This is a genomic window from Pseudomonas sp. PDM27 (assembly GCF_019219205.1).
GTDB lineage: Bacteria > Pseudomonadota > Gammaproteobacteria > Pseudomonadales > Pseudomonadaceae > Aquipseudomonas > Aquipseudomonas laurylsulfatiphila.
In genome coordinates, this window is the sequence record NZ_JAHUWF010000007.1 from 81,514 (window position 1) to 103,888 (window position 22,375).

23 protein-coding genes and 1 riboswitch are annotated in these 22,375 nt (G+C 60.9%); of the genes, 11 read left to right on the forward strand and 12 right to left on the reverse strand.

All coding sequences use genetic code 11. The annotated features are described in order from the left end of the window. Position 1: 1 nt before the first annotated feature. Genes KW838_RS16005 through KW838_RS16020 form a run of 4 tightly spaced genes read right to left on the reverse strand, consistent with a single transcriptional unit; the run spans position 2 to position 3,424 of the window. Entirely contained in the window at positions 2-727 is a 726-nt protein-coding gene (locus tag KW838_RS16005; RefSeq protein WP_218501670.1) for an urea amidolyase associated protein UAAP1, read from the reverse strand. Between the two features lie 13 nt (positions 728-740). Further along, the gene (locus KW838_RS16010) at positions 741-1,529 is read right to left on the reverse strand and encodes an ABC transporter ATP-binding protein (protein WP_218501672.1); all 789 of its coding nucleotides are present in this window, start codon (positions 1,527-1,529) and stop codon (positions 741-743) included. Then, positions 1,526-2,341: an ABC transporter permease gene (locus KW838_RS16015; RefSeq protein WP_218501674.1), complete on the reverse strand. Its 816-nt coding sequence runs from the start codon at positions 2,339-2,341 to the stop codon at positions 1,526-1,528. The genes KW838_RS16010 and KW838_RS16015 overlap by 4 nt, the downstream gene beginning before the upstream one ends. Positions 2,342-2,356: 15 nt before the next feature. Then, positions 2,357-3,424, reverse strand: a complete 1,068-nt coding sequence (locus KW838_RS16020) for a putative urea ABC transporter substrate-binding protein (protein WP_218501676.1) — start codon at positions 3,422-3,424, stop codon at positions 2,357-2,359. A 60-nt stretch (positions 3,425-3,484) separates the two neighbouring features. Continuing rightward, positions 3,485-3,585: riboswitch (guanidine-I (ykkC/yxkD leader) on the reverse strand. Positions 3,586-3,868: 283 nt separating this feature from the next. Between KW838_RS16020 and KW838_RS16025 the strand changes: the two genes are divergently transcribed. Together KW838_RS16025 and KW838_RS16030 are read left to right on the forward strand one after the other, a co-directional pair. Next, positions 3,869-4,120 (forward strand): hypothetical protein, encoded by a 252-nt coding sequence (locus tag KW838_RS16025; protein ID WP_218501678.1) that lies wholly within the window; start codon positions 3,869-3,871, stop codon positions 4,118-4,120. A 167-nt stretch (positions 4,121-4,287) separates the two neighbouring features. Further along, positions 4,288-4,755: a hypothetical protein gene (locus KW838_RS16030; RefSeq protein ID WP_218501680.1), complete on the forward strand. Its 468-nt coding sequence runs from the start codon at positions 4,288-4,290 to the stop codon at positions 4,753-4,755. A 99-nt stretch (positions 4,756-4,854) separates the two neighbouring features. Here the strand turns inward: KW838_RS16030 and KW838_RS16035 are convergent, their stop codons facing one another. Beyond that, positions 4,855-5,967 carry an enoyl-CoA hydratase/isomerase family protein gene (locus tag KW838_RS16035; protein ID WP_218501682.1) on the reverse strand — a complete coding sequence of 371 codons (1,113 nt, stop codon included), beginning with the start codon at positions 5,965-5,967 and terminating at the stop codon, positions 4,855-4,857. Between the two features lie 132 nt (positions 5,968-6,099). Between KW838_RS16035 and ung the strand changes: the two genes are divergently transcribed. Further along, the gene (gene ung, locus KW838_RS16040; protein ID WP_218501683.1) at positions 6,100-6,792 is read left to right on the forward strand and encodes a uracil-DNA glycosylase; all 693 of its coding nucleotides are present in this window, start codon (positions 6,100-6,102) and stop codon (positions 6,790-6,792) included. Between the two features lie 100 nt (positions 6,793-6,892). Here the strand turns inward: ung and KW838_RS16045 are convergent, their stop codons facing one another. The 4 genes from KW838_RS16045 to KW838_RS16060 are packed head-to-tail and all read right to left on the reverse strand — an operon-like array spanning position 6,893 to position 10,930. Beyond that, positions 6,893-7,927 carry an AbrB family transcriptional regulator gene (locus KW838_RS16045; protein WP_218501684.1) on the reverse strand — a complete coding sequence of 345 codons (1,035 nt, stop codon included), beginning with the start codon at positions 7,925-7,927 and terminating at the stop codon, positions 6,893-6,895. Further along, positions 7,920-9,434: a tripartite tricarboxylate transporter permease gene (locus KW838_RS16050; protein ID WP_008050724.1), complete on the reverse strand. Its 1,515-nt coding sequence runs from the start codon at positions 9,432-9,434 to the stop codon at positions 7,920-7,922. The genes KW838_RS16045 and KW838_RS16050 overlap by 8 nt, the downstream gene beginning before the upstream one ends. A gap of 1 nt (position 9,435) precedes the next feature. Beyond that, complete coding sequence (locus KW838_RS16055; protein WP_102698996.1) at positions 9,436-9,894, reverse strand: tripartite tricarboxylate transporter TctB family protein; 459 nt, start codon at positions 9,892-9,894, stop codon at positions 9,436-9,438. A gap of 58 nt (positions 9,895-9,952) precedes the next feature. Further along, positions 9,953-10,930: a tripartite tricarboxylate transporter substrate binding protein gene (locus KW838_RS16060; RefSeq protein ID WP_218501686.1), complete on the reverse strand. Its 978-nt coding sequence runs from the start codon at positions 10,928-10,930 to the stop codon at positions 9,953-9,955. Between the two features lie 442 nt (positions 10,931-11,372). Between KW838_RS16060 and KW838_RS16065 the strand changes: the two genes are divergently transcribed. Next, positions 11,373-12,044 (forward strand): response regulator, encoded by a 672-nt coding sequence (locus KW838_RS16065; protein WP_007979804.1) that lies wholly within the window; start codon positions 11,373-11,375, stop codon positions 12,042-12,044. Continuing rightward, entirely contained in the window at positions 12,037-13,425 is a 1,389-nt protein-coding gene (locus KW838_RS16070; RefSeq protein WP_102698995.1) for a sensor histidine kinase, read from the forward strand. The genes KW838_RS16065 and KW838_RS16070 overlap by 8 nt, the downstream gene beginning before the upstream one ends. Positions 13,426-13,541: 116 nt before the next feature. Here the strand turns inward: KW838_RS16070 and KW838_RS16075 are convergent, their stop codons facing one another. Next, a complete protein-coding gene (locus KW838_RS16075) occupies positions 13,542-14,363 on the reverse strand; it encodes an HDOD domain-containing protein (protein WP_218501688.1) in 822 nt (273 codons plus the stop codon). Positions 14,364-14,665: 302 nt separating this feature from the next. Next, positions 14,666-15,607 carry a folate-binding protein YgfZ gene (locus KW838_RS16080; RefSeq protein ID WP_218501689.1) on the reverse strand — a complete coding sequence of 314 codons (942 nt, stop codon included), beginning with the start codon at positions 15,605-15,607 and terminating at the stop codon, positions 14,666-14,668. A gap of 149 nt (positions 15,608-15,756) precedes the next feature. Here KW838_RS16080 and KW838_RS16085 point away from each other — a divergent pair, with 149 nt between their 5' ends. Continuing rightward, positions 15,757-16,011: a succinate dehydrogenase assembly factor 2 gene (locus tag KW838_RS16085; RefSeq protein ID WP_007979797.1), complete on the forward strand. Its 255-nt coding sequence runs from the start codon at positions 15,757-15,759 to the stop codon at positions 16,009-16,011. Continuing rightward, complete coding sequence (locus tag KW838_RS16090; RefSeq protein WP_218501691.1) at positions 15,995-16,447, forward strand: protein YgfX; 453 nt, start codon at positions 15,995-15,997, stop codon at positions 16,445-16,447. Before KW838_RS16085 ends, KW838_RS16090 begins: the two co-directional genes overlap by 17 nt. Here the strand turns inward: KW838_RS16090 and nadB are convergent. Continuing rightward, positions 16,416-18,032 (reverse strand): L-aspartate oxidase, encoded by a 1,617-nt coding sequence (nadB, locus tag KW838_RS16095; protein WP_218501693.1) that lies wholly within the window; start codon positions 18,030-18,032, stop codon positions 16,416-16,418. The genes KW838_RS16090 and nadB overlap by 32 nt on opposite strands. Positions 18,033-18,584: 552 nt before the next feature. Between nadB and rpoE the strand changes: the two genes are divergently transcribed. The 4 genes from rpoE (at position 18,585) to KW838_RS16115 (ending at position 22,356) form a co-directional block, all read left to right on the forward strand. Continuing rightward, entirely contained in the window at positions 18,585-19,166 is a 582-nt protein-coding gene (gene rpoE, locus KW838_RS16100; protein ID WP_003172477.1) for an RNA polymerase sigma factor RpoE, read from the forward strand. A gap of 31 nt (positions 19,167-19,197) precedes the next feature. Then, the gene (locus KW838_RS16105; RefSeq protein WP_102698990.1) at positions 19,198-19,785 is read left to right on the forward strand and encodes a sigma-E factor negative regulatory protein; all 588 of its coding nucleotides are present in this window, start codon (positions 19,198-19,200) and stop codon (positions 19,783-19,785) included. An 8-nt stretch (positions 19,786-19,793) separates the two neighbouring features. Next, the gene (locus KW838_RS16110; RefSeq protein ID WP_102698989.1) at positions 19,794-20,753 is read left to right on the forward strand and encodes a MucB/RseB C-terminal domain-containing protein; all 960 of its coding nucleotides are present in this window, start codon (positions 19,794-19,796) and stop codon (positions 20,751-20,753) included. A gap of 178 nt (positions 20,754-20,931) precedes the next feature. Then, positions 20,932-22,356 carry a DegQ family serine endoprotease gene (locus tag KW838_RS16115; protein WP_102698988.1) on the forward strand — a complete coding sequence of 475 codons (1,425 nt, stop codon included), beginning with the start codon at positions 20,932-20,934 and terminating at the stop codon, positions 22,354-22,356. The last annotated feature ends 19 nt before the right edge of the window (positions 22,357-22,375 follow it).

Below are 22,375 nucleotides of genomic sequence, written 5' to 3' on the forward strand. Positions count from 1 at the left end.
CTCAGGCAAACAAACGGTCGGTGTTGATGAAGCCGCGCTCGTTTTCCGGGCGCGAGGTGCGGCAGTGTTCGGCGACGCTGGCGTCGGCGTTCATCCAGCTGAGCTTCAGCGGTTTCGGTGCATATTCCGGCGATGGATCCATCGGGTGCTGCAGGGCGGTGAGCACCACCAGGGTGTCCATCGGTGCGTACAACTCGATGTAGTCGCCAGCCTTGGAATTGCCCTCGACGAAATGGAAGCGCCCGGCGTCATCGACGTTCACACGGCTGAACAGGTTGAGCGTCATCAGCAGGTCGGACAGGCCCAGCCCCCACTTGCCCAGCTCCACCAGCAGGTTGTCGGTGCCGTTGCGGTAGAAGCCGTTGCGCAGTTCCTGGTAGCGGCCCGCGCCGTATTTTTCTGCCACTTCTTCAGCGCAAAGCACACCGCCCAGGCTGTCGCTCCAGCCGCAGGTGTCGGCAGTGATGGCGGCCAGCACACGGCCCATGTCCGAGTACAGGCAATGGCCGGCGGTGAGCTTGGCGGTGTGTTGGCATTTGAGGCTGTCGGGCAGGTTCAGGCGCTCGGTTTTTTCATTGGCGTTGAGCAGTGTCAGGCTGACGTTGGCGCCGCCGCGCAGGTCGGTCAGGCGCAGCAATTGGCCGCGCTTGAGCACGAAGGAACGATGGCCGCCGCCAGGGAGCATTTCTTCGGCGAAGGGCGGGAACAGTTGGGTCGAATCAGTCATTGTGAAAAATCCTCTAAGCGATACGAAGCGTGCCCGCCACCGGCAGCGGCAGGGCGTCGACGGCTTTGCTCTGGGCGCGGCGGTCGCTGTTCAAAGGGATGTCGTAGGTGATGCGTGCGCCATAGCGACCGGGCGCATGCGGGTCGAGACGGACCTTGTCGAACACCAGCAGGCGCGTGCCGAGGCTGAAGCCTTCGGACAGGTCATGGGTGACCATGAACACCGTCAGCCGGGTCTCGCGCCACAGCTCCAGGAGCAAGGCGTGCATGTCTTTGCGGATGCCCGGATCGAGAGCGCCGAAGGGTTCGTCGAGCAATAACACCCGCGGCTTCATGATCAGCGCCTGGGCAATGGCCAGCCGTTGTTGCATGCCGCCGGAGAGCTGCGCCGGGTACTTGTCCAGTGAATGGCCGAGGCCGACCTTGTGCAGCAGCACCGAGGCCTGTTCGCGGGCCTCTTTTTTCGCACTGCCGAACAGACGCCCGAGCAAGGGCGAACGCGGCAGCTCGAGACCGAGGGCGACGTTGTCCAGCACACTCAGGTGCGGGAACACCGAGTAGCGCTGGAACACCACACCACGACTGGCATCCGGTTCACCGGCCAAGGGCTGGCCGTCGAGCAGGATCTCGCCGCGACTGGCGCGTTCCTGGCCGAGCAGCAGGCGCAGGAAGGTCGATTTTCCGCAACCGGACGCACCCACCAGAGTGCAGAACTCACCCTCGTTGACGTTCAGGTTGAGACCTTCGAGCACCACCTGGTCGGTGTATTGCTGCCAGACGTTTTTAACGGTGATGAAGCTCATTTGGCGGCCCCCTCATACCAGGGGAACGCCCGACGCGTCAGGTGTTTGAGCCCCCAATCCATCAGCCAGGCGAGCAGGGTGATCCACACCACGTAGGGCAAGATCACGTCCATCGCCAGGTAGCGACGCACCAGGAAGATCCGATAGCCGAGGCCATCAGTGGAGGCAATGGCTTCGGCGGCGATCAGGAACAGCCACGCCGAGCCGAGCATCAGGCGCAGCGAGATCAACAGCCGTGGCAACAGTTGCGGCAGCACCACCCGCAGCATCAGGGTCCAGGTCGAGGCACCGAGGGTCTGGGCCTTGATCAGCAGCTCCACGGGAATTTCCCGGGCGCGCTGTTCCAGGTCCCGGGCCAGCGCCGGGGTGATGCCGATGACGATCAACATCACTTTCGACAATTCCCCCAGGCCAAAGACAATGAACAGGATCGGCAGGATCGCCAGCGGCGGCACCATCGACAACACCGTCAGCAGCGGTGACAACGGCGCACCGAACAGCGGCAGGGTGCCGGCGGCGATGCCCAGGCACAGGCCGGCCAGGGCGCTGATGCCCAGGCCGATGGCCAGGCGTTGCAGGCTGGAGGCCGTGTCCTGCCAGAGCAGGTAGTCGCCGGTGCGGGTATCGGCCACGAAGGCCAGGCGTTTCACCGCATCGGTCATCTGCACGGCGCTGGGCAGCAGCTTGTCGTTGGGGTTGTCCGCCAGCCGCTCGGCCGAGCCCATGAAGTAGGCGAACAGCACCAGGGCGAACGGCAGGATCACCAACAACAGGCGACTCGGGCGGTCCGGGTGGCGATTGATCAGGCGCATGGCCAAGTCCTCTGTTTACAACTTGGCGTCGGCAGCCAACTGCACGTAGCTCGGGTCGAAGCGCAGCTTGAGGTTGCCTTTGTCGCCACTGGTCACGCCGTTGGCGAAGGCCATGCCGACCGCGCTGGTGTCCTTGGCGCCTTCACCCAGCAAGCCGTGCTGGAAGGAGAACTCGGCGACTTTGCGCATGGTTTCCGGCAGTTGCTTGCTGGTGCTGAACGCCAGGGCTTCCTTGGGCGTGGCGAACAACTTGGTGGTGTCCAATTGCGCCTGGAAACCCGCCAGATCAGTGCCCGAGGCCTTGGCCATGTGTTCCAGCGCGGCTTTGCCGGCGGCGTTTTTCGCGTTCATCAACTCGACCACTTCAAACCAGGCACCGGTCAGTGCCTTGCCCAGGGCCGGGTTGTCTTTGAGGGTGGTGCTGTTGACCACCATCATGTCCATGATTTCGCCAGGGATCTGGCTCGAATTGAACACTTCAGTCACCGCGGGCTTGGCCTTGATGTCCGAGAGCATCGGGTTCCAGGTGGTGACGGCGTTGACCTGTTCGGTGTTGAAGGCGGCCGAGATATCGGCGTCGGAGGTATTGACCACTTTCAGGTCTTTCTCGGTGAGGTCCACCGAATCCAGGGCGCGGGCCAGCAGGTAATGGGAGACCGAGAGCTCCACCAGGTTGACGTCCATGCCCTTGAGGTCGGCGACTTTCTTGCCTTCGCCCTTGAGCACGATGCCGTCGTTGCCGTTGGAGAAGTCGCTGACGATCAGCGCGGTGCTGTCGACGCCGCCGGCGGCCGGAATGGTCAGCGCGTCCATGTTGGTCATGGTGCAGCCGTCGAACTGGCCGGCGGTGTACTGGTTGATCGATTCGACATAGTCATTGAGCTGCACCACATCGATCTGGATGCCGTACTTCTTCGCCCATTTGTCGACGATGCCCTGGCTGCCGGCGTACTCCCACGGCATCCAGCCGGCGTAAATGGTCCAGCACACGCTGAAGTGGTCTTTCTGGGCAGCCTGGGACGAGAAGCTCACGACGGCGGCGAACGCAGCGGCGAGCAGGGCGGGTAAACGAAGCTGGGACATGGTGGTTCTCCAGTTGATCAAGGACGCACAGGACGGCAGCGGCACCGCTAACGGTGGCTTGTCTCCCGGGCTTTTGTCCCGCCGTGTAACCTCAACTGGAGGTCGCCAACTCTCGGACCAGTCACTCGCGATTGCGAGCCGGAACCCTAGTCAGCCATTTGCAAATTGTGGTGCCGCGAACCTGTAGTGACTCCTGCACGGGGTTGTTAAAGCGAGAGGCGTGCCAAGTTGGCCCGAGCGCTCTAGCGTGGGGGACAGGGAGGTCGACGGTGCTGATCGGAGGGGCGCGCTGCCTTGTGATGGTGCGCGGGTGCACCGCAATGGAACCTGTCTGCCGCTGATCAGAAGGTGGGTGCAACGTCGCACTTGGCAGGGGATTGCCAGTCAAAACAGGTGTCAGCCGGTGTGTGCCGACTGCTGTCACAGGTCTTTACGGAGGCCGCCATGTTACGTCGATTGTTGTTGGGTGCAGTGCTTGGTCTCGGACTGTCTGGCTGCTACTACTACGACGGTCCTGTCGACGTCTACGGGGGATCTTATTACTACCCCGGTTACTACTCGCCTTATTACTACGGTTACTACGGTCCGCGTTATTACGGTGGTTATCGCGCCTTTTACTTCGGTGGGCATGGTTACTACCGTGGCCACGGTGGTGGACATCATGGCGGTGGACATCACGGCGGTGGACACCGTTGATCAGGGCGTGAATGGATGAAAAACCTTTCATCGGGCAGATGTTTCTACTTATTTCAAGGACGCACCAGATCCCGAATTCGGTGTCTGATCTTTCGACAGTCACCGAACATTTGACTGTCGCCTGCCAGCGTCGCTGGTGTGGCTCATCCGCGGTCCAGGAGGCCGCCATGCTCTGTCAAAACAAGCTGCGCCGAATTCTACTGCTTGCAGTGTTGGGATTGTCCCTTGGTGGGTGCGTGCCTTACTACGATGAAGGAGGCAGTTACTACAGTTCCGAGGTCTATACCTCGCCATCGCCAACCTATTACGCCGGGGGGAGTTCCTACTACTCCAATGGTGGCGGTTACTACACACCGCCACCCCGGTACTACGTGCCTCCAGCGCGGTATTACCAGCCGACACCGCGCTATTACTCACAACCGCGGGTGTATCAGCCGTCGCGCCATTACTCGCCGCCGCGGATGTATCAATCGTCTCGCCATTACCAGTCGGCCCCTCGTTATTATCAACCGTCGCGGGGCGACTACCGCACGCATCAGAACCATGGCTGGGACGGCCGTAACCGCGGGAACTGGAACAACGACTATCGCGGTAACGGTCGCGGCTATCGTAACGGGCGGGGCGGCCACCGCTAATCTGTCAGTCAAATGTCAAACCTGTGGGAGCGAGCCTGCTCGCGATGGCGGTGTGTCAGGCACTCCGTCTTCGCGAGCAGGCTCGCTCCCACAGTTTGTTCAGTATTCGGACAAATCCGCCAGCGGATGCCGACCTTCCCAGGCCTTGTGAAAATGCGCCTCCACCACCGCATCCGGCACGTTGTTGATGTCCGGCCAGTGCCAGTGCGGCTTCTGGTCCTTGTCGATCAACCGTGCACGCACACCTTCGCTGAATTCCGGATGACGGCAGCAGTTGAGGCTCAGGGTGTATTCCATCTGGAAGACTTCGGCCAGCGACAGGTGCCGGGCCCGGATGATCTGTTCCCATACCAGATGCGCGGTCAGCGGCGCGCCTTCACTCAGGGTCCTGGCCGCGCGACTGAGCAACAGGTCGCTGTGATCGCGCAGGGCGCTGATGGCCTTCCAGGCGCAACGCACATCGCTGACATCCAGTAGCTCGTCGATCTGCCGGCGGCGCGGCAACCACTGGGCTTCGGGCATCTGCGCCAAGGCTTCCTGCTGCAAGGCCTTGAGCAGGCTGTTGAGCTGCATGGGTGTCTGTTCCTGCCAGTTCAGTTGCAGCAGGCCTTCGATCAAATCCGGCTGCTGCTCATCGAGCAGAAAACGATCCGCCAGGTCCAGATCGATGGCATCGCGGCCGTTCATATGCGCGCCGGTCAGGCCCAGGAACAACCCGAGCCTGCCGGGCAGGCGCGACAGGAACCAGCTGGCGCCAACATCCGGGTACAGGCCGATGCTGATCTCCGGCATGGCCAGGCGGCTGCTCGGGGTGACGATACGGGTGCTCGCTCCTTGCAACAGTCCCATGCCGCCGCCAAGCACATAGCCGTGCCCCCAGCAGATCAACGGCTTGGGGTAGGTGTGCAGTTTGAAGTCCAGGCGATATTCCGCCGCAAAAAACTGCGCAGCCAGTGGCGGTACTTCACCCGGATGGACGCGACAGGCTTCCACCAGGCTGCGCACTTCACCGCCGGCACAAAAGGCCTTGGCGCCATTGCCGCGTAACAGGACGCAGACGATCTGCGGGTCCTTGGCCCAGGCTTCCATGCGATCGCGCAGGGCGTTGATCATCGGCAGGGACAGGGCGTTCAGGGATTTTTCGGCATCCAGGCTGGCGATGCCGATGCGCGCGCCGTCGGTGCCGGTGAGTTCTTCGAAGTGCAGATTCATCGTGACCTCGATCGGGAATTTGAGGGTTAAGTATGATCGCTGTGTGGGAAAGTGCCGGATCTGTATCAGATCAATTGACAAGCGTGGTGAGCTTTCCTAGGGTTCGCCCCATTGTTTTTGCCGGATGTAACCATGACTGCTGACGACCGTATCAAACTCGAACCGGGCTGGAAGGAGGCACTGCGTGCCGAATTCGACCAGCCCTACATGGCAGAGTTGCGAAACTTCCTGCAACAGGAACGGGCGGCCGGCAAGGAGATCTATCCGCCGGGGCCGATGATTTTCAACGCGCTCAATTCCACGCCGCTGGACAAGGTCAAGGTGGTGATCCTCGGTCAGGATCCCTATCACGGCCCGGGCCAGGCCCACGGTTTGTGCTTCTCGGTGCAACCCGGCGTGCCGGCACCACCGTCGTTGGTGAACATCTATAAAGAGCTCAAGCGCGACCTGAACATCGACATCCCCAGCCATGGCTACCTGCAGAGCTGGGCCGATCAGGGCGTGCTGATGCTCAACACCACCATGACCGTCGAGCGCGCCAACGCCAATGCCCACAAGGACAAGGGCTGGCAGTTTTTCACCGATCGGGTCATTGAAGTGGTCAGCCAACAGCAGCCGCACCTGGTGTTCATGCTGTGGGGCGCCCATGCGCAGAGCAAGCAGAAGCTGATCGATGCGACCAAGCACCTGGTGTTGACCTCGGTACACCCGTCACCGCTGTCCGCCTATCGCGGCTTCCTCGGTTGCGGGCACTTCAGCCGGACCAACAAGTTTCTGGAGCAGAATGGCGAGACGCCGATCGAGTGGCGGTTGCCGCCGGTTTGATGTGTTGAAGGGGCTGGCCCCTTCGCGAGCAGGCTCGCTCCCACAGAGATCACGCGAACCCTGTGGGAGCGAGCCTGCTCGCGATGAAGTCGACTCGGTCTTACTCCGGATTGCGATTCCAATACTTGAACAACGGCTCCGCCAGAAACAGCACAAACAACAACCTCATCACCTGCATCGCCGTCACCAGCGGCACTGACAATTGCAGGGTCTCCGCCGTCAGGCTCATCTCGGCGATACCACCCGGCATCATGCCCAATGTCAGTGAACGCAGATCCAGGTGGGTCAGCGCACTCAAGCCCAGTGCTGCGGCAGTCGCAATCAGCATGGTCAGCACCGTGCCGATCAAGGTGCGGCCCATGAACGATGGTGCACGCCGGAAAAACTGCCGGTTGAAGTGACAGCCCAGACCACTGCCGATCAACCACTGGCCGATCTGGCTGCCGCCATTGGGCAAGCCGATGTGCAGATCCCAGCCGATGCTGACCGCCGCACTGACCAGCAAAGGCCCGAACAGCCAGGGGTTGGGTTGACGCAGGCGTTCCCAGATCCAGGCCGCCAATGCACCAGCAGGAAACAGCACCGCCAGCCAGCGCCAATCGATGCTGCCCGCGTGGGAAATCGGCGCACCGTCACCCAGCAAATACTTGAAGGCTGCCGGTACGCACAGCACCACCACCAACACCCGCAAACTTTGCCCCGCCGCCACACGGCTGAGCACCGCGCCATTGCGGGCGCCGAGGTTGACCATTTCCCCGGAACCGCCGGGCATGCTGGAAAAGAACGCGGTGGCGCGATCTTCACCGGTGCGGCGCATCAGCCACACGCCGACCACGGCGGACAGGCTGGTGACCAACGCACCGAAGAAGATCAGACCGAAATGGCTGAGCACCTGCTCCATCACCAGCGGGGTGAAGTGCAGGCCGATACCGATGCCGACGATCCACTGGCCGCACTTGCGGCCGCCAGGGATTTCGGCCAATTGCCAGGGGGTCAGGCAGCGCACGAGGATGATCGCCAGCAACGAGCCGACCATCCACGGCAAAGGCCAGCCGACCTGGCTGGCGAGGTAACCGCCCAGCAGGCCGACCAGCGGGGTTCCCCACCAGGCTTTGAAGGGTGTTCGATCAGACATCGGCGATAACGCGCCGGGTAACCGAACGTTTACGCCAGATGCGCACAATGGGCACCAGCAACATGACCACGATCAACCCCCAGACACCGACGGTGATACCGCTCGACCAGAGAATATCCAGCGAACCGTTGGAAATCGACAGCGCCCGACGCAGGTTCTGCTCCATCAAGCCACCGAGGATGAAACCCAGCAAAACCGGGGACAACGGGAAGTCCAGCTTGCGCAGGATGTAACCGAAGATGCCGATGCCGATCATCAGGAACAGATCGAAGGTCGTGGCATGCACGGCGTACACGCCAATGGCGGTGATGATCGCGATCATCGGCACCAGCGCCCAGTTCGGTACGGCAAGGATTTTGGTGAAGATCCGGATCATCGGAATATTGAGGATCACCAGCATGATGTTGGCGATGAACAACGAAGCGATCAGGCCCCAGACGATGTCCGGTTGCTGTTGAAACAGCAGTGGGCCCGGCGTGATGTTGTACAGCGACAACGCGCCGATCATCACGGCCGTGGTGCCCGAGCCGGGAACACCGAGGGTCAGCATCGGCACCAGTGCACCGCACGCTTCGGCGCCAATGGCGGTTTCCGGTGCAGCCAGGCCACGCTTGTCGCCTTGTCCGAATTTTCCGCTTGGGCCGGCGATACGTTTCTCGGTCATGTAGGCCACGGCGCTGGCCAGTGTGGCGCCCGCACCCGGCAACACGCCCATGATGAAACCGAGCACACCGCAACGCATGTTCACCCAGAACACCGAAGCGGCTTCCTTGAAGTTGAACAGCATCCGGCCGGTGGCCTGGAAGGCTTCCTGGCCACGGTGGGTTTTTTCCAGCAGCAGGAGGATTTCGCTGATGGAAAACAGGCCCAGCACCAAGACCACGAATTGAATGCCGTCGGTGAGGTGGATGTTGTCCCCGGTGAAACGGTAAACGCCGCTGTTGGCATCAATGCCGACAGTCGACAGGAACAAGCCGATCAGCGCCGCGATGAACGTCTTGAGCGGCCGGTCACCCGCCATGCCGCCGAGGCAGACAATGGCGAACACCATCAGTACGAAATACTCCGCCGGACCGAAGGCAATCGCCCATTTCGCCAGCATCGGCGCGAACACGACCATCCCGCAGGTCGCAATGAAGGCGCCGATGAACGAACTCCACGCCGACAACGACAACGCCACACCGGCCAGGCCCTGGCGGGCCATCGGGTAGCCATCGAGGGTGGTCATGACAGTGGAAGCTTCGCCCGGGATGTTCAGCAGGATCGAACTGATACGACCGCCGTACTCGCAACCCAGGTAAACCGCGGCCAGCAGGATCAGCGCCGACTCCGGTGGCAGGCCGAGGGCGAAAGCGATCGGGATCAACAACGCCACGCCATTGATCGGACCCAGCCCCGGAAGCAGGCCGACGACCGTACCGATCAGCGTACCGCTGAGTGCGGTCACCAGGTTGTAAGGGGTGAGTGCGACGCCGAAGCCGTGACTCAAGTAACCAAGCGTATCCATATCAGTTCTCCAGAACGTCGAGCAGGCCCAGAGGCAGTGGCACGTCCATGACTTTGTCGAACAGCAGGTACAGGCCGACGCTCATCAGGCTGATGATGATCGCGCCCGGCAGCCAGCGCCCGCCGTACAAGCGAGCCATTGGAATGCCAACCAGCATGCTGCTGAGGATGAAACCCAGCGGTTCGAACAGCCCGGCGAAGACCAGCAGCAACAGGACGCAAACACCAATTTTGGTCAGGGTCTCGCGATCCATCGGCGGATCTTCATCGGTGTGCTTGATTGGCGAGGGGCGATACACCATGTAAACCAGCGCCAGGCCCATCAGCCCCAGCATCAACAGGGGGAACGCGCGGGGGCCGATTGGTTCGTAGGAAAAAGGTGCCTGGTAGGGCAAGGCCATCAGCACCAGGCTGAGACAGGCCAGCAACAGCACTGAAGCAAAAATGCGTTGTAAGAGCATGGGGAACTCCTGTGCCGCGACTCCGCCAAACGGAGTCGCAGCCGCTAGACAGGGGCGATCACTGGATCAGGCCGAACTCTTTGGCCAGCACTTTGTAGTCCGCGACCTGCTTCTTCACATAGGTGTCCAGCTCCGGGCCGGTCATGGCGAACGGGAACAGTTCACGTTGGTCGCGCAGCTTGGCGAACTCGGGAGAGGCCAGCAGTTTGTCGAAGGAGTCTTTCCACCAGGCGTAGTCTTCATCGCTGACTTTTGGCCCGAGATAGAAGCCGCGCACCACCGGCCAGACGATGTCATAGCCTTGCTCGCGGGCGGTCGGTATGTCCTTCATTTCCGGCTCGTCCAGACGCTTGTCGGAGAACACCGCCAGCAGGCGCATGTCACCGCTCTGGATGTGTGGCATGGAGTCGGAAATGTCGGTGCTGCCAACCTGGATATGACCGCCGAGCAGGGCCGTGGCGATTTCGCCGCCACCTTCGAGGGCGACGTAACGCAGGTCACGCGGGTTGATCCCGGCGGCCTTGGCGATCAGCGCGGTCTGCATCCAGTCCTGGCTGCCGACGGTGCCGCCGGAACCGATCACCACTTTGCTCGGATCTTTCTTCAAGGCCTGGACCAGATCGTCGAGGGTCTTGTAGGGCGAATCGCTCTTCACCGCGATCGCGCCGTAGCTGGTGCCGACGGCGGCCAGCCAGCGCACATTGCTTTCATCGAAACGACCGAACTTGCCTTGGGCCAGGTTCAGCAGCGAACCACTGGACCAGGCCACCAACGTACCGGCATCGGCCGGACGCTGGGCGACCACCGCGTTGTACGCCACCGCGCCGACACCGCCGGGCATGTAGGTCACCCGCATCGGTTTGGTCAGCAGCTTTTCGTTGATCAGCGCGCTTTGCGCCAGTTTGCAGGTCAGGTCGAAACCACCACCTGGCGAGGCCGGGGCGATGCATTCCGGGCGTTTAGGCTCGGCCATGAGTTGGCCGGCGAACAGCACACAGCTGGCGGCGAGGGCGAAACGGCGCATTGAACGATTCATTTTTGTCTCCAGTGGAGTTTTTGTTTTTCGGGATGATTCAGGTGCGACGATTTCGCGCGGTGCCGGCGTTTTCGAATCCATACGGATCAAGCGACGGGCAGCCGGCTTCGGCGCTGGCAAGCGTAAACATCGGGGAGCAAGAGAAAGGGCGGGGCGGGCAAGCCTGAAGCTGTGTGGACAGCATGGTGCAGTACCTCGTTTATTGTTCTTATTGGCGAAAACGCTTCGAGGCGTTTTTCGGTAGTTACATGTCAAAGCACGTTTTCAAACTACGATTCGATGGTCGGCAGTCGAAACCATCCGTGGTGCGACTCTAACCACCCAACCTTTCGCTAACCTTTCAGCGGGCTGTCACGGTTTTTCGGGCTTCACAGCGGTGATTGCGGCTGTAAACTCCGCGCCAAAGAATGGCGTCGGCCATCCCTGAACGAGGTATAGATCCATGCGTGTCCTGCTCGTCGAAGACCATTTGCAGCTCGCCGAAAGTGTCGCCCAGGCGCTCAAGAGCACCGGGCTGACCGTGGACGTCCTGCACGATGGCGTGGCCGCCGACCTGGCGCTGGGCAGCGAGGAATACGCCATGGCGATCCTCGATGTCGGCTTGCCGCGCATGGATGGTTTCGAAGTGCTGGCGCGCCTGCGGGCGCGGGGCAAGAACCTGCCGGTACTGATGCTGACCGCCCGCAGCGACGTCAAGGATCGGGTCCATGGCCTGAACCTCGGCGCCGACGATTACCTGGCCAAGCCGTTCGAACTGACCGAACTCGAGGCCCGGGTCAAGGCGTTGCTGCGCCGCAGTGTGCTGGGTGGTGAACGTATCCAGCGTTGTGGTGTGCTGGCCTATGACCTGGAAACCCGGCGTTTCACCCTCGGTGAAGAATTGCTGACCCTGACCTCCCGCGAGCAAGCGGTACTCGAAGCCCTGATCGCACGCCCCGGTCGGGTGATGAGCAAGGAGCAACTGGCGTCACAAGTGTTCGGTCTGGATGAAGAGGCCAGTCCCGATGCGATCGAAATCTACGTGCACCGCCTGCGCAAGAAACTGGATGGCCAGCCGGTCGCCATCGTGACCTTCCGTGGCCTCGGTTACTTGCTGGAAAGCCGCGATGCATAAGCCCAGCAGCCTGCGCTGGCGGTTGTTGTGGAACCTGGCGCTGCTGTTGGTGGTGTTGATGTTGGCCAGCGGGTTGAGCGCCTACTGGAACGGTCGTGAAGCCGCCGACACGGCCTATGACCGGACCTTGCTGGCCTCGGCGCGCACCATCGCTGCCGGCGTCTCCCAGCGCGACGGCACCCTGAGTGCCGACGTGCCCTACGTGGCCCTCGATACCTTTGCCTACGACAGTGCCGGGCGAATTTTCTACCTGGTCAACGACATCAATCAGAAGCTGATTTCCGGTTACGAAAACCTGCCCGCGCCACCGCCGGGAACGCCGCGCACCGATGACTATCCGGCGCTGGCGCGTTTCTACAACGCCCAGTACCGCGGGCAGAACGTGCGCGTGGTGAGCCTGCTCAAGCCCGTGAGCGAGCCCAACATGAACGGCATGGCGGAAATCCGCGTGGCCGAAACCGATGAAGCGCGCGTCAGCATGGCCCGCAGTCTGGCGGCGGATACGTTGCTGCGCCTGGGCATGCTGGCAATCGGTGCGTTGATGCTGGTGTGGTTTGCGGTGAGTGCCGCGTTGCGCCCGCTGGAACGCTTGCGCACGGCGGTTGAAGAGCGCCAGCCGGACGATCTGCGCCCCTTGCCGTTGGTGGAAGTGCAGCGCGAATTGTGGCCGCTGGTGCGCGCCCTCAATCACTTTACCGAGCGTCTACGTGGACAGTTCGAGAAGCAGGCGCAATTCATTGCCGACGCCGCCCACGAGCTGCGCACGCCATTGGCAGCCCTCAAGGCGCGACTGGAGCTGGGCATGCGCTCGGCCGAGCCCGATACCTGGCGCAGCACGCTGGAGACCGCCGCCCAGGGCACTGACCGCTTGACCCACCTGGCCAATCAGTTGCTTTCCCTGGCACGGGTCGAAAATGGTGCCCGGGCGATTGCCGAGGGTGGCGCGCAGTTGCTCGACCTCAGTCAATTGGCTCGGGAACTGGGCATGGCCATGGCGCCGTTGGCCCACAAGCGCGGCATCGCGCTGGCGCTGGAAGCGGATGAGCCCGTCTGGTTGCGGGGCGAGCCGACGCTGTTGAACGAACTGCTGAGCAATCTGGTGGACAACGCACTGGCTCACACGCCGCCGGGCGGCAATGTGATTCTGCGGGTCTCGGCTCCCGCCGTGCTGGAAGTCGAAGATGATGGCCCCGGCATTCCTCTTGAGGAGCGCGACCGGGTATTCGAACGCTTTTACCGGCGCAATCAGCACGTGGCCGGTTCTGGGTTGGGGTTGGCGATTGTCGGCGAGATCTGCCGCGCGCATCTGGCGCAGATCAGCCTGCATGATGGAGAGCGGGCGGGGTTGAAGGTGCGGGTGAGCTTTGTTGCAGGGGAGTGATGCAGCGTCTGTTCAGCCCCCTTCGCGAGCAGGCTCGCTCCCACAGGGATTTGTGGTGTTGCATAGATCCAATGTGGGAGCGAGCCTGCTCGCGAAGGGGGCGACGCGGTCTTTGATCAGTAAAACATCGTGCGTGTTTCTTCCAGGTCGGCGCACATCGCCTCATCGTCGATGTCGATGCCAAGCGCATTGAAGGCCGGCACGCTCAACGGGTCAATACGAGCGAACGGATGGTCGGTGTCCTTGTGGCAATACAGGCTGGCCACCTGCACCAGATCCACATAGTCGACCTGCGCCGACTGGCGTTTGAAATTCAGGTAGAGCTGCGGCACCTGCACCAGCATGTCGGGAAAGTCCCAGACCTTGAGCAGTTTTTCGCCGATCAGCGGATGAATCCGGTCGATCACATGGTTGAGGCTGACCGGGTCGGACAGCAGTTCATAGTGATCTTCGGCGTAGGTCAGGATCGGCAGCACGCCGATCTGGTGCACCAGCCCGCCAAGGGCGGCCTGGTCGGGCTTGAGCCGGGTATAACTGCGGCACAGGGCATAGCTGACGCCGGCTATTTCCAGGCTTTTGCGCCAGACTTCGCGCATTTTCTGTTCCACCACGTCGGAGCGGGCGTGGAAAATCTGCTCCATGACCAGGCCGATCGCCAGGTTGCAGCTGTAGTTGATGCCCAGGCGAGTGATCGCGGTGTGCAGGTCGGTCACTTCCTGGGTCGCGCGCAACAGCGGGCTGTTGACCACTTTGATCAGGCGCGCCGACAGCGCGGTATCACGGCCGATCACTTTGCTCAGGGTACTGACACTGACTTCCGGGTTTTCCGCGGCCTTGCGAATTTGCAGGGCCACTTCCGGTAACGTTGGCAGAACCAGGTCATCGTTATTGATGGCCTCAACCAAATCCTGTTGGACCTTTTCCGCCAGCTCGCTCATTTAGTCTCTCTGGGGGGCGTTCTCAATTAGTTTTCCCGTCGCGTTGTCGCCTTAAAGCGGGCCAGGCAAGGCGCAGGCCGCTGGGAATGGTTGTTCCCTTTCCAAGGCCTGCAACGCAGCCTGGCCCGCTTTAAGGCACAACCCGAAGGGCCGGGCCTGCTGTTGTGCAGGGCTGCGTTGCTCGAAGCTTATTTGGAATGACCAAACCACGCTTCTCGCGCCTTGCCCTGCACAACAGCAGACCCGGCGCGACGTGAAAACTAATTGAGAACGCCCCCTTGGTGTAACGCCAAGTGCTGCCGTTATTGCTGGATTTCGCGATCGCGGTCCAGTTCATAAGGCAGGTCGAGCAGCTGCAAGGACGGCCCTTCAAGCGCGCCCAGGTGGATGTCTCCACTGTCTGCTGCTTCGGCTTGCAACACCGCCAGGAGCTCGATGCCTTGCCCGGCGCGGGCAGCCAGCACCACTTCGCCGATGGAGCTGCCATGGGTCGGGGAAAACAGCGGGGTACCCGGTTCAGGCAGCTCGCCGGCAGTCAGTTGCAGGCGATACAGGCGACGCTTGAGCTTGCCCAGGTACTGCATGCGCGCGACGATCTCCTGGCCGGTGTAGCAACCTTTCTTGAAGCTCACGCCACCGACCGCTTGCAGGTTGAGCATCTGCGGGATGAACAACTCGCGGGTACCGGGCATGACCTGGCCAATCCCGGCACGGACCTGGCCCAGCAACCATTGATTCAGGTCACCTTCGCTCAGCACTGCCGACAGCTTGCCTTTGACCGCATCGGCAAGACTTGCGGCGACCCACAACTCGGCGCGTTGCGGCGAAACACGGATGGCAATCAGTCCATCGCTGCGCACGACGCTGTCGGTTTCTGCCGGCAGGTCCAGGCCGAGGCTGGCCAGTGCGGCGTCGCCATGGTCAATGCCGAAGCGGACCCAGGCGGCACTTTCGTCGGTCAGTTTCGATTTGGAAAACACCGCGTATTTTTTCAGGTCCGCCAGTTGCGGTTCGAGCAATTCGCTGGCCATGGCCAGGACCACGCCGTCACCTTCGAGCAGGATGCGAAAGCTCGATTGCATCCGGCCTTTCTGCGTGCAGCGCGCACCGAGGCTGGCCCGGGTATCGCTCAAGTAATTGAGGTTGCAGGTCAGTTGGCCTTGCAGGAATTTGCTGGCGTCCGCGCCGCGGACCGCGAGAACGCCTTCATGAGAAAGAGTGCAGAAAAAAGCAGAATCGGCCATGGGTCATCGCAGAGTAAAAAGTCTGGAGGACATCATAAGGGGCTGCCTTGGAAATGGGTAGTTAACAAAGGTTCGTCGGTGCCCGACCAAAGCCGACTGTTCGACGGTGCGCGGGCCTGTATACTTGCGGCCTATTTGAGGAGCGCTCCATGGTCGAAGATGTTGAACTGAACCGCCTCTTTTGGCACAGCCGCCGTGGCATGCTTGAGCTTGACGTGTTGCTGGTACCGTTCACGAAAGAGGTTTACGCAACGCTCAACGAGGTGGATCGCGCGTTGTACGTCCGACTGCTGACGTGTGAGGATCAGGACATGTTCGGCTGGTTCATGGAACGCAGCGAATCGGAAGATCCCGAGCTGCAACGCATGGTCCGCATGATCCTGGACCGTGTCCAGCCCAAGTAACGTGTTTGAATGCCGCTGGCATGCCTCACGGCAGTTGCTGGCGGCGTATCTGCTGGCCCAGCTGTTCGCGTTGGGTTCATTGTTTCTATTGTCGATTCCGCTCTGGGCCAGCTCGCTCGGCGTCGTGCTGTGCGTGGCTCACGGCGCATGGCTGCTGCCCCGGCAAATCCTGCTGACGCACCCGCAAGCCTTTTGCGGCTTGCGGCGCGATGCCGATGGCTGGCAGTTGTGGAGTCGGGCCAAGGGTTGGCAGCCCGCGCAGCTGAGGCCGGACAGCCTGGCGCTGCCGTTGGTGGTGGTCTTGCGTTTCCGTCTGCGGGGCGAGCGCCGGGTCAGGGCCATTTGCGTGCCCCGGGATGCGCAGGCGGCGGATGTGCACCGACGCCTGCGGGTCCGGCTCAAATTCAGCCGACGTAGGTGGGCGGCACCAGAATAGTGTCCAGCGCGACCGGCAACATGTCCGGGTAATCGAGGGTGTAATGCAGGCCACGGCTTTCCTTGCGCTCCATGGCTGACAGAATCATCAGCTCGGCCACCTGGGCCAGGTTGCGCAGCTCGATCAAATCCCGGCTGACCTTGTAGTTGCTATAGAACTCGTCGATTTCATCCAGCAACAATTGCACGCGGTGTTGTGCCCGTTGCAGGCGCTTGTTGGTGCGCACGATGCCAACGTAGTCCCACATGAACCGCCGCAGCTCATCCCAGTTATGCGCAATGATCACGTCTTCATCGGAATCGGTGACCTGGCTCGCATCCCAGGCGGGGAGGGGGGCGGGCATCGGAATCCGGGGCAACTGTTCGAGAATGTCCGCGGCCGCCGAGCGGGCATAAACGAAACATTCAAGCAGCGAGTTGCTGGCCATGCGGTTGGCGCCGTGCAGGCCGGTGAAACTGGTTTCGCCAATGGCGTACAGCCCCGGCACGTCGGTGCGGCCCTGTTGATCGACCATTACGCCACCGCAGGTGTAGTGCGCCGCCGGGACCACCGGAATCGGCTGTTTGGTGATGTCGATGGAAAATTCCAGGCAGCGTTCGTACACCGTCGGGAAGTGCGTCTTGATGAAGGCTTCGGGCTTGTGGCTGATGTCCAGATAGACGCAATCGATGCCCAGGCGCTTCATTTCATGGTCGATGGCCCGGGCGACGATGTCCCGTGGCGCCAGCTCTGCCCGTGGATCGAAGCGCTGCATGAAGCGCTCGCCGTTGGGCAGCTTGAGGTGGGCGCCCTCGCCGCGCAGGGCTTCGGTGATCAGGAAGCTCTTGGCTTGCGGGTGATACAGGCAGGTGGGGTGAAACTGGTTGAATTCCAGGTTCGCCACCCGGCAGCCCGAGCGCCAGGCCATGGCGATGCCATCGCCGCAGGCGCCGTCGGGGTTACTGGTGTACAGGTAAACCTTGGCCGCTCCCCCGGAGGCGAGGATCACAAAGCGGGCGCCATAGGTATCGACTTCGCCGGTGCCGCGATTGAGCACATAAGCACCGAGGCAGCGGTCGCCTTCGAGTCCGAGGCGTTTCTCGGTGATCAGGTCTACCGCAACCCGCTGTTCCAGCAGTTCGATGTTCGGCCGTTTCCTGGCCTGCTCGAGCAGGGTGGTGAAAATGGCAGCGCCCGTGGCATCGGCGGCGTGGATGATGCGCCGATGGCTGTGACCGCCTTCGCGGGTCAGGTGGAATTCGAACCCGCCATCTTCATTGCTCGACTGTTCATCGCGGGTAAAGGGCACGCCCTGGTCGATCAGCCATTGAATCGCTTCCTTGCTGTGCTCGACGGTAAAGCGCACCGCGTCTTCATGGCACAGGCCGCCGCCGGCATTGAGGGTGTCATCGACATGGGATTCAACGGTATCGGTGTCGTCCAGCACGGCGGCAACGCCACCCTGGGCCCAGAACGTCGAGCCATTGGCGAGGTTGCCTTTGCTCAATACGGCAATGCGCAAATGACCGGGCAAGGTCAGCGCCAGGCTCAAGCCGGCAGCACCGCTGCCAATTACCAGAACATCGTGTTGAAACTGTTGGCTCATTTCAGGATTCCGCTCAAAGCGACCCGGGTCGGGGGTGGCGCAGCTGGACTGGCGAGTCGAGTCAGCCGCACAGCCCACTAGTATATAGAGGGGGGGGACGGCACAATACCCGAGCCAGCATGGCATTGTGAAACTACTGTGACGCAAAATGTCGGGCGCTTCGTCGGATGTTTTTCTGCCCGTTGCGCGCGAGAATGACTGTATCGCCGATTTAACAGTCTTTTTCGCTTCACGGTTGCACAATGTCGGTTCGGTGCAGCTATAAATATTTGGAACTTTTGCCAAAGGGCCAAGATCAATAGACCGTTGCCTGAAACAAGGGACAGCGTCGGATTCAGTACAGGATTGCAGTTCGATCCCTGGCGAAGAATCCGATGACAAGATTATTCGCGCAGCCGGGCCCACTCGCGCTGCGCTTTTCGTGCGTGCCAAATCAGAGCCCGCAGGAAACTTGCCTGGAGGGGGAGAACTTTTGCGAAAAGCCCGAGTCTATGTTTGCAAGTCTGGTGGTTTACTTCTGCAAGCCTCCTCCGAGCTCATCGAGGAGTGTTCATGCTAACCCAGGAAGAGGATCAGCAACTGGTCGAACGCGTTCAGCGCGGCGACAAGCGTGCTTTCGATCTGCTAGTGCTGAAATACCAGCACAAAATTCTCGGGTTGATCGTGCGTTTTGTGCACGACACCCATGAAGCCCAGGATGTGGCACAAGAAGCCTTTATCAAGGCGTACCGTGCACTTGGAAATTTTCGCGGAGACAGCGCGTTTTATACGTGGCTTTACCGCATCGCCATCAACACGGCGAAAAACTATCTGGTTTCACGCGGCCGTCGGCCGCCGGATAGCGATGTCAGTTCCGAAGATGCAGAGTTCTACGATGGCGATCATGGCCTCAAGGATCTCGAGTCGCCAGAACGGGCTTTGCTGCGGGATGAGATCGAAGGCACCGTCCATCGAACCATTCAGCAACTGCCGGAAGATTTGCGTACGGCTTTAACTTTACGTGAGTTTGATGGTCTGAGTTACGAGGACATTGCGAGCGTCATGCAATGTCCGGTAGGCACCGTGCGCTCCCGGATTTTCCGCGCCCGGGAGGCCATCGACAAAGCCCTGCAGCCGTTGTTGCAGGAAAACTAAAGACAGCGGCGACAGCCAAGAGAGGAACGCCATGAGTCGTGAAGCCCTGCAGGAATCGCTGTCCGCAGTGATGGATAACGAAGCGGACGAATTGGAATTGCGTCGGGTATTGAATGCCTGCGACGATGTTGAAACCCGTGACACCTGGGCTCGTTATCAGATCGCTCGGGCAGTGATGCACAAGGATCTGCTGCTTCCACGCCTGGACATCGCCGCGGCTGTTTCTGCTGCCCTGGCTGACGAAGCCTCACCGGCAAAAGCGTCCCGCGGTCCATGGCGCAACCTGGGTCGTCTGGCGGTCGCAGCTTCTGTGACCCTGGCGGTACTGGCCGGTGTGCGTCTGTACAACCAGGATGAGATCGCCGGTGCCGAACTGGCCCAGCAATCCAGTCAACCCGCCCTGGCCGTTCCTCAAGTAAAAGGCCCTGCTGTCCTGGCAGGCTACAATGAGAGTTCGGAAGCTACAGGCCCAATGGCCAATGGCGTTTTGCAAGGTCAACCAGGCTGGCACGATCAGCGTCTGCCAGGCTACTTGCGCCAACATGCACAACAGGCTGCACTGAAAGGTACTGAGAGCGCTCTGCCTTACGCTCGTGCGGCAAGTCTGGAAAACCGTTAAGGAGGATCATGCGCGCCATACCTCTACTTTCGCTTCTGCTCAGCGGCTGGTTCATCGTTCCAGCCCAAGCTGATGATGCCCAGGACTGGTTGACCCGCCTGGGCCAGGCAGAGCAGCAGCAAAGCTTTCAGGGTACTTTCGTCTACGAGCGTAACGGTAGTTTTTCTACCCATAACATCTGGCACCTGGTCCAGGATGGAAAGGTCCGCGAGCGATTGATCCAGCTCGACGGCTCCGCTCAGGAAGTCGTTCGCATTGATGGGCATACTCAATGCGTCAGCGGCACACTGATAGCAGGGCTGGGGGACTCTCCCAACTCCGCTGCCCGTGCACTCGATCCTCAAAAGCTCAAGAATTGGTATGACCTCGCCGTCATCGGCAAGTCGCGTGTTGCCGGGCGTTCGGCGGTGATCGTATCGCTGAAACCCCGGGATCAACACCGCTACGGTTTTGAGCTGCATCTGGACAAGGAAACCGGCCTGCCTCTGAAGTCTTTGTTATTGGACGACAAGGGGCGGTTGCTGGAGCGCTTCCAGTTCACGCAACTGGATACGGCCGACGTTCCCTCCGAAAAGGATCTGCAGGCCAGTAATGATTGCAAGCCAGTCAACCTCGAAGGTGACAAGGCTTCTGCCGTCAAGGCTGCACAGGTCTGGCATTCCGACTGGTTGCCACCCGGCTTCGAGCTGACCAGCAGTACCGCTCGCAAGGATCCTCAGACCAAGACCCAGGTCAATAGCCTGATGTACGACGATGGCCTGGCGCGTTTTTCGGTATTCCTCGAGCCGTTGAATGGCGCAGCCGTCACCGACACCCGTACTCAGTTGGGGCCGACCGTTGCGGTTTCCCGGCGCTTGACCACGGCACAGGGTGACATGATGGTGACCGTCGTCGGCGAGATACCGGTCGGTACTGCTGAGCGGATAGCGCTTTCAATGCGCACCGACGCCACTGCAACCAAGCAGTGAGCTGAATTCGAAATGTTTCGTGAGCATTTCAATTTGCAAAAATCCCTTAAATTTCTTATAGGTCAGAGCCCCTCGGCTCTGGCCTTGTTTGTTGTTCCCGGAACAAAAATACCGGCGTATTGTTCCCGGTGTTCCTTGCTCCATATCGCTTAACCCTGCTCGTCGTAACGGGAGCCGTATGTCGATACCACGCTTGAAGTCCTACCTTTCCATTATTGCCACCGTGCTGGTGCTCGGTCAGGCGGTCACCGCCCAAGCGGTCGAATTGCCTGACTTTACGCAACTGGTCGAACAGGCCTCGCCCGCGGTCGTGAACATCAGTACCACGCAAAAGCTGCCGGATCGCAAAGTCAGCCAGCAAATGCCCGACCTTGAAGGCCTGCCGCCAATGCTGCGCGAATTCTTCGAGCGGGGCATGCCGCCGCAATCGCGTTCTCCTCGCGACCGTCAGCGCGAGGCAACCTCCCTGGGCTCGGGTTTCATCATCTCGTCTGACGGCTACATCCTGACCAATAACCACGTGATCGCCGACGCAGACGAAATCCTCGTCCGTCTGGCCGATCGCAGCGAAATGAAGGCCAAGCTGGTCGGTACCGATCCACGTTCCGACGTGGCGCTGCTGAAAATCGAAGGCAAGGATCTGCCGGTGCTCAAGCTCGGTAAATCCCAGGACCTGAAGGCCGGCCAGTGGGTGGTTGCTATCGGTTCGCCGTTCGGCTTTGACCATACGGTGACCCAGGGTATCGTCAGCGCCGTCGGTCGCAGCCTGCCGAACGAAAACTATGTGCCGTTCATCCAGACCGACGTGCCGATCAACCCGGGTAACTCGGGCGGACCGCTGTTCAACCTCAACGGTGAAGTGGTCGGGATCAACTCGCAGATCTATACCCGCTCCGGTGGCTTCATGGGCGTGTCGTTTGCAATCCCGATCGACGTGGCCATGGATGTTTCCAATCAGCTGAAATCCGGTGGCAAGGTCAGCCGTGGCTGGCTGGGCGTGGTGATTCAGGAAGTGAGCAAGGACCTCGCCGAGTCGTTCGGCCTGGAGAAACCGGCGGGTGCGCTGGTTGCCCAGATCCAGGATGATGGCCCGGCTGCCAAGGGTGGCCTGCAAGTGGGCGACGTGATCCTGAGCATGAACGGTCAGCCAATCGTCATGTCGGCCGACTTGCCGCACCTCGTTGGCGCATTGAAGGCTGGTGCCAAGGCCGATCTGGAAGTGATTCGTGACGGCAAGCGCAAAAATGTCGAGCTGACCGTCGGTGCCATTCCGGATGACGACAAGGAAATGGGCGCCGAGCCAAAATCCAGCATCGAACGCAGCAGCAATCGCCTCGGTGTTTCCGTGGTCGAACTGACTGACGACCAGAAGAAAACCTACGACCTCAAAGGTGGTGTGGTGATCAAGGAAGTGCAGGACGGTCCTGCCGCCATGATCGGCCTGCAGCCGGGTGATGTGATCACCCACCTGAACAACCAGGCCATCGGTTCCGCCAAGGAGTTCGCGGACATCGCCAAGGCGCTACCGAAGAACCGCTCGGTGTCGATGCGGGTACTGCGTCAAGGTCGTGCGAGCTTCATCACCTTCAAACTGGCTGAATAACCCGGTTGATGGCTGAATA

Bases quoted from the DNA above. Each gene is read 5' to 3' on its own strand.
- KW838_RS16005 (WP_218501670.1), bottom strand. From the start codon at position 727: ATGACTGATTCGACCCAACTGTTCCCGCCCTTCGCCGAAGAAATGCTC.
- KW838_RS16010 (WP_218501672.1), bottom strand. From the start codon at position 1,529: ATGAGCTTCATCACCGTTAAAAACGTCTGGCAGCAATACACCGACCAG.
- KW838_RS16015 (WP_218501674.1), bottom strand. From the start codon at position 2,341: ATGCGCCTGATCAATCGCCACCCGGACCGCCCGAGTCGCCTGTTGTTG.
- KW838_RS16020 (WP_218501676.1), bottom strand. From the start codon at position 3,424: ATGTCCCAGCTTCGTTTACCCGCCCTGCTCGCCGCTGCGTTCGCCGCC.
- KW838_RS16025 (WP_218501678.1), top strand. From the start codon at position 3,869: ATGTTACGTCGATTGTTGTTGGGTGCAGTGCTTGGTCTCGGACTGTCT.
- KW838_RS16030 (WP_218501680.1), top strand. From the start codon at position 4,288: ATGCTCTGTCAAAACAAGCTGCGCCGAATTCTACTGCTTGCAGTGTTG.
- KW838_RS16035 (WP_218501682.1), bottom strand. From the start codon at position 5,967: ATGAATCTGCACTTCGAAGAACTCACCGGCACCGACGGCGCGCGCATC.
- ung (WP_218501683.1), top strand. From the start codon at position 6,100: ATGACTGCTGACGACCGTATCAAACTCGAACCGGGCTGGAAGGAGGCA.
- KW838_RS16045 (WP_218501684.1), bottom strand. From the start codon at position 7,927: ATGTCTGATCGAACACCCTTCAAAGCCTGGTGGGGAACCCCGCTGGTC.
- KW838_RS16050 (WP_008050724.1), bottom strand. From the start codon at position 9,434: ATGGATACGCTTGGTTACTTGAGTCACGGCTTCGGCGTCGCACTCACC.
- KW838_RS16055 (WP_102698996.1), bottom strand. From the start codon at position 9,894: ATGCTCTTACAACGCATTTTTGCTTCAGTGCTGTTGCTGGCCTGTCTC.
- KW838_RS16060 (WP_218501686.1), bottom strand. From the start codon at position 10,930: ATGAATCGTTCAATGCGCCGTTTCGCCCTCGCCGCCAGCTGTGTGCTG.
- KW838_RS16065 (WP_007979804.1), top strand. From the start codon at position 11,373: ATGCGTGTCCTGCTCGTCGAAGACCATTTGCAGCTCGCCGAAAGTGTC.
- KW838_RS16070 (WP_102698995.1), top strand. From the start codon at position 12,037: ATGCATAAGCCCAGCAGCCTGCGCTGGCGGTTGTTGTGGAACCTGGCG.
- KW838_RS16075 (WP_218501688.1), bottom strand. From the start codon at position 14,363: ATGAGCGAGCTGGCGGAAAAGGTCCAACAGGATTTGGTTGAGGCCATC.
- KW838_RS16080 (WP_218501689.1), bottom strand. From the start codon at position 15,607: ATGGCCGATTCTGCTTTTTTCTGCACTCTTTCTCATGAAGGCGTTCTC.
- KW838_RS16085 (WP_007979797.1), top strand. From the start codon at position 15,757: ATGGTCGAAGATGTTGAACTGAACCGCCTCTTTTGGCACAGCCGCCGT.
- nadB (WP_218501693.1), bottom strand. From the start codon at position 18,032: ATGAGCCAACAGTTTCAACACGATGTTCTGGTAATTGGCAGCGGTGCT.
- rpoE (WP_003172477.1), top strand. From the start codon at position 18,585: ATGCTAACCCAGGAAGAGGATCAGCAACTGGTCGAACGCGTTCAGCGC.
- KW838_RS16105 (WP_102698990.1), top strand. From the start codon at position 19,198: ATGAGTCGTGAAGCCCTGCAGGAATCGCTGTCCGCAGTGATGGATAAC.
- KW838_RS16110 (WP_102698989.1), top strand. From the start codon at position 19,794: ATGCGCGCCATACCTCTACTTTCGCTTCTGCTCAGCGGCTGGTTCATC.
- KW838_RS16115 (WP_102698988.1), top strand. From the start codon at position 20,932: ATGTCGATACCACGCTTGAAGTCCTACCTTTCCATTATTGCCACCGTG.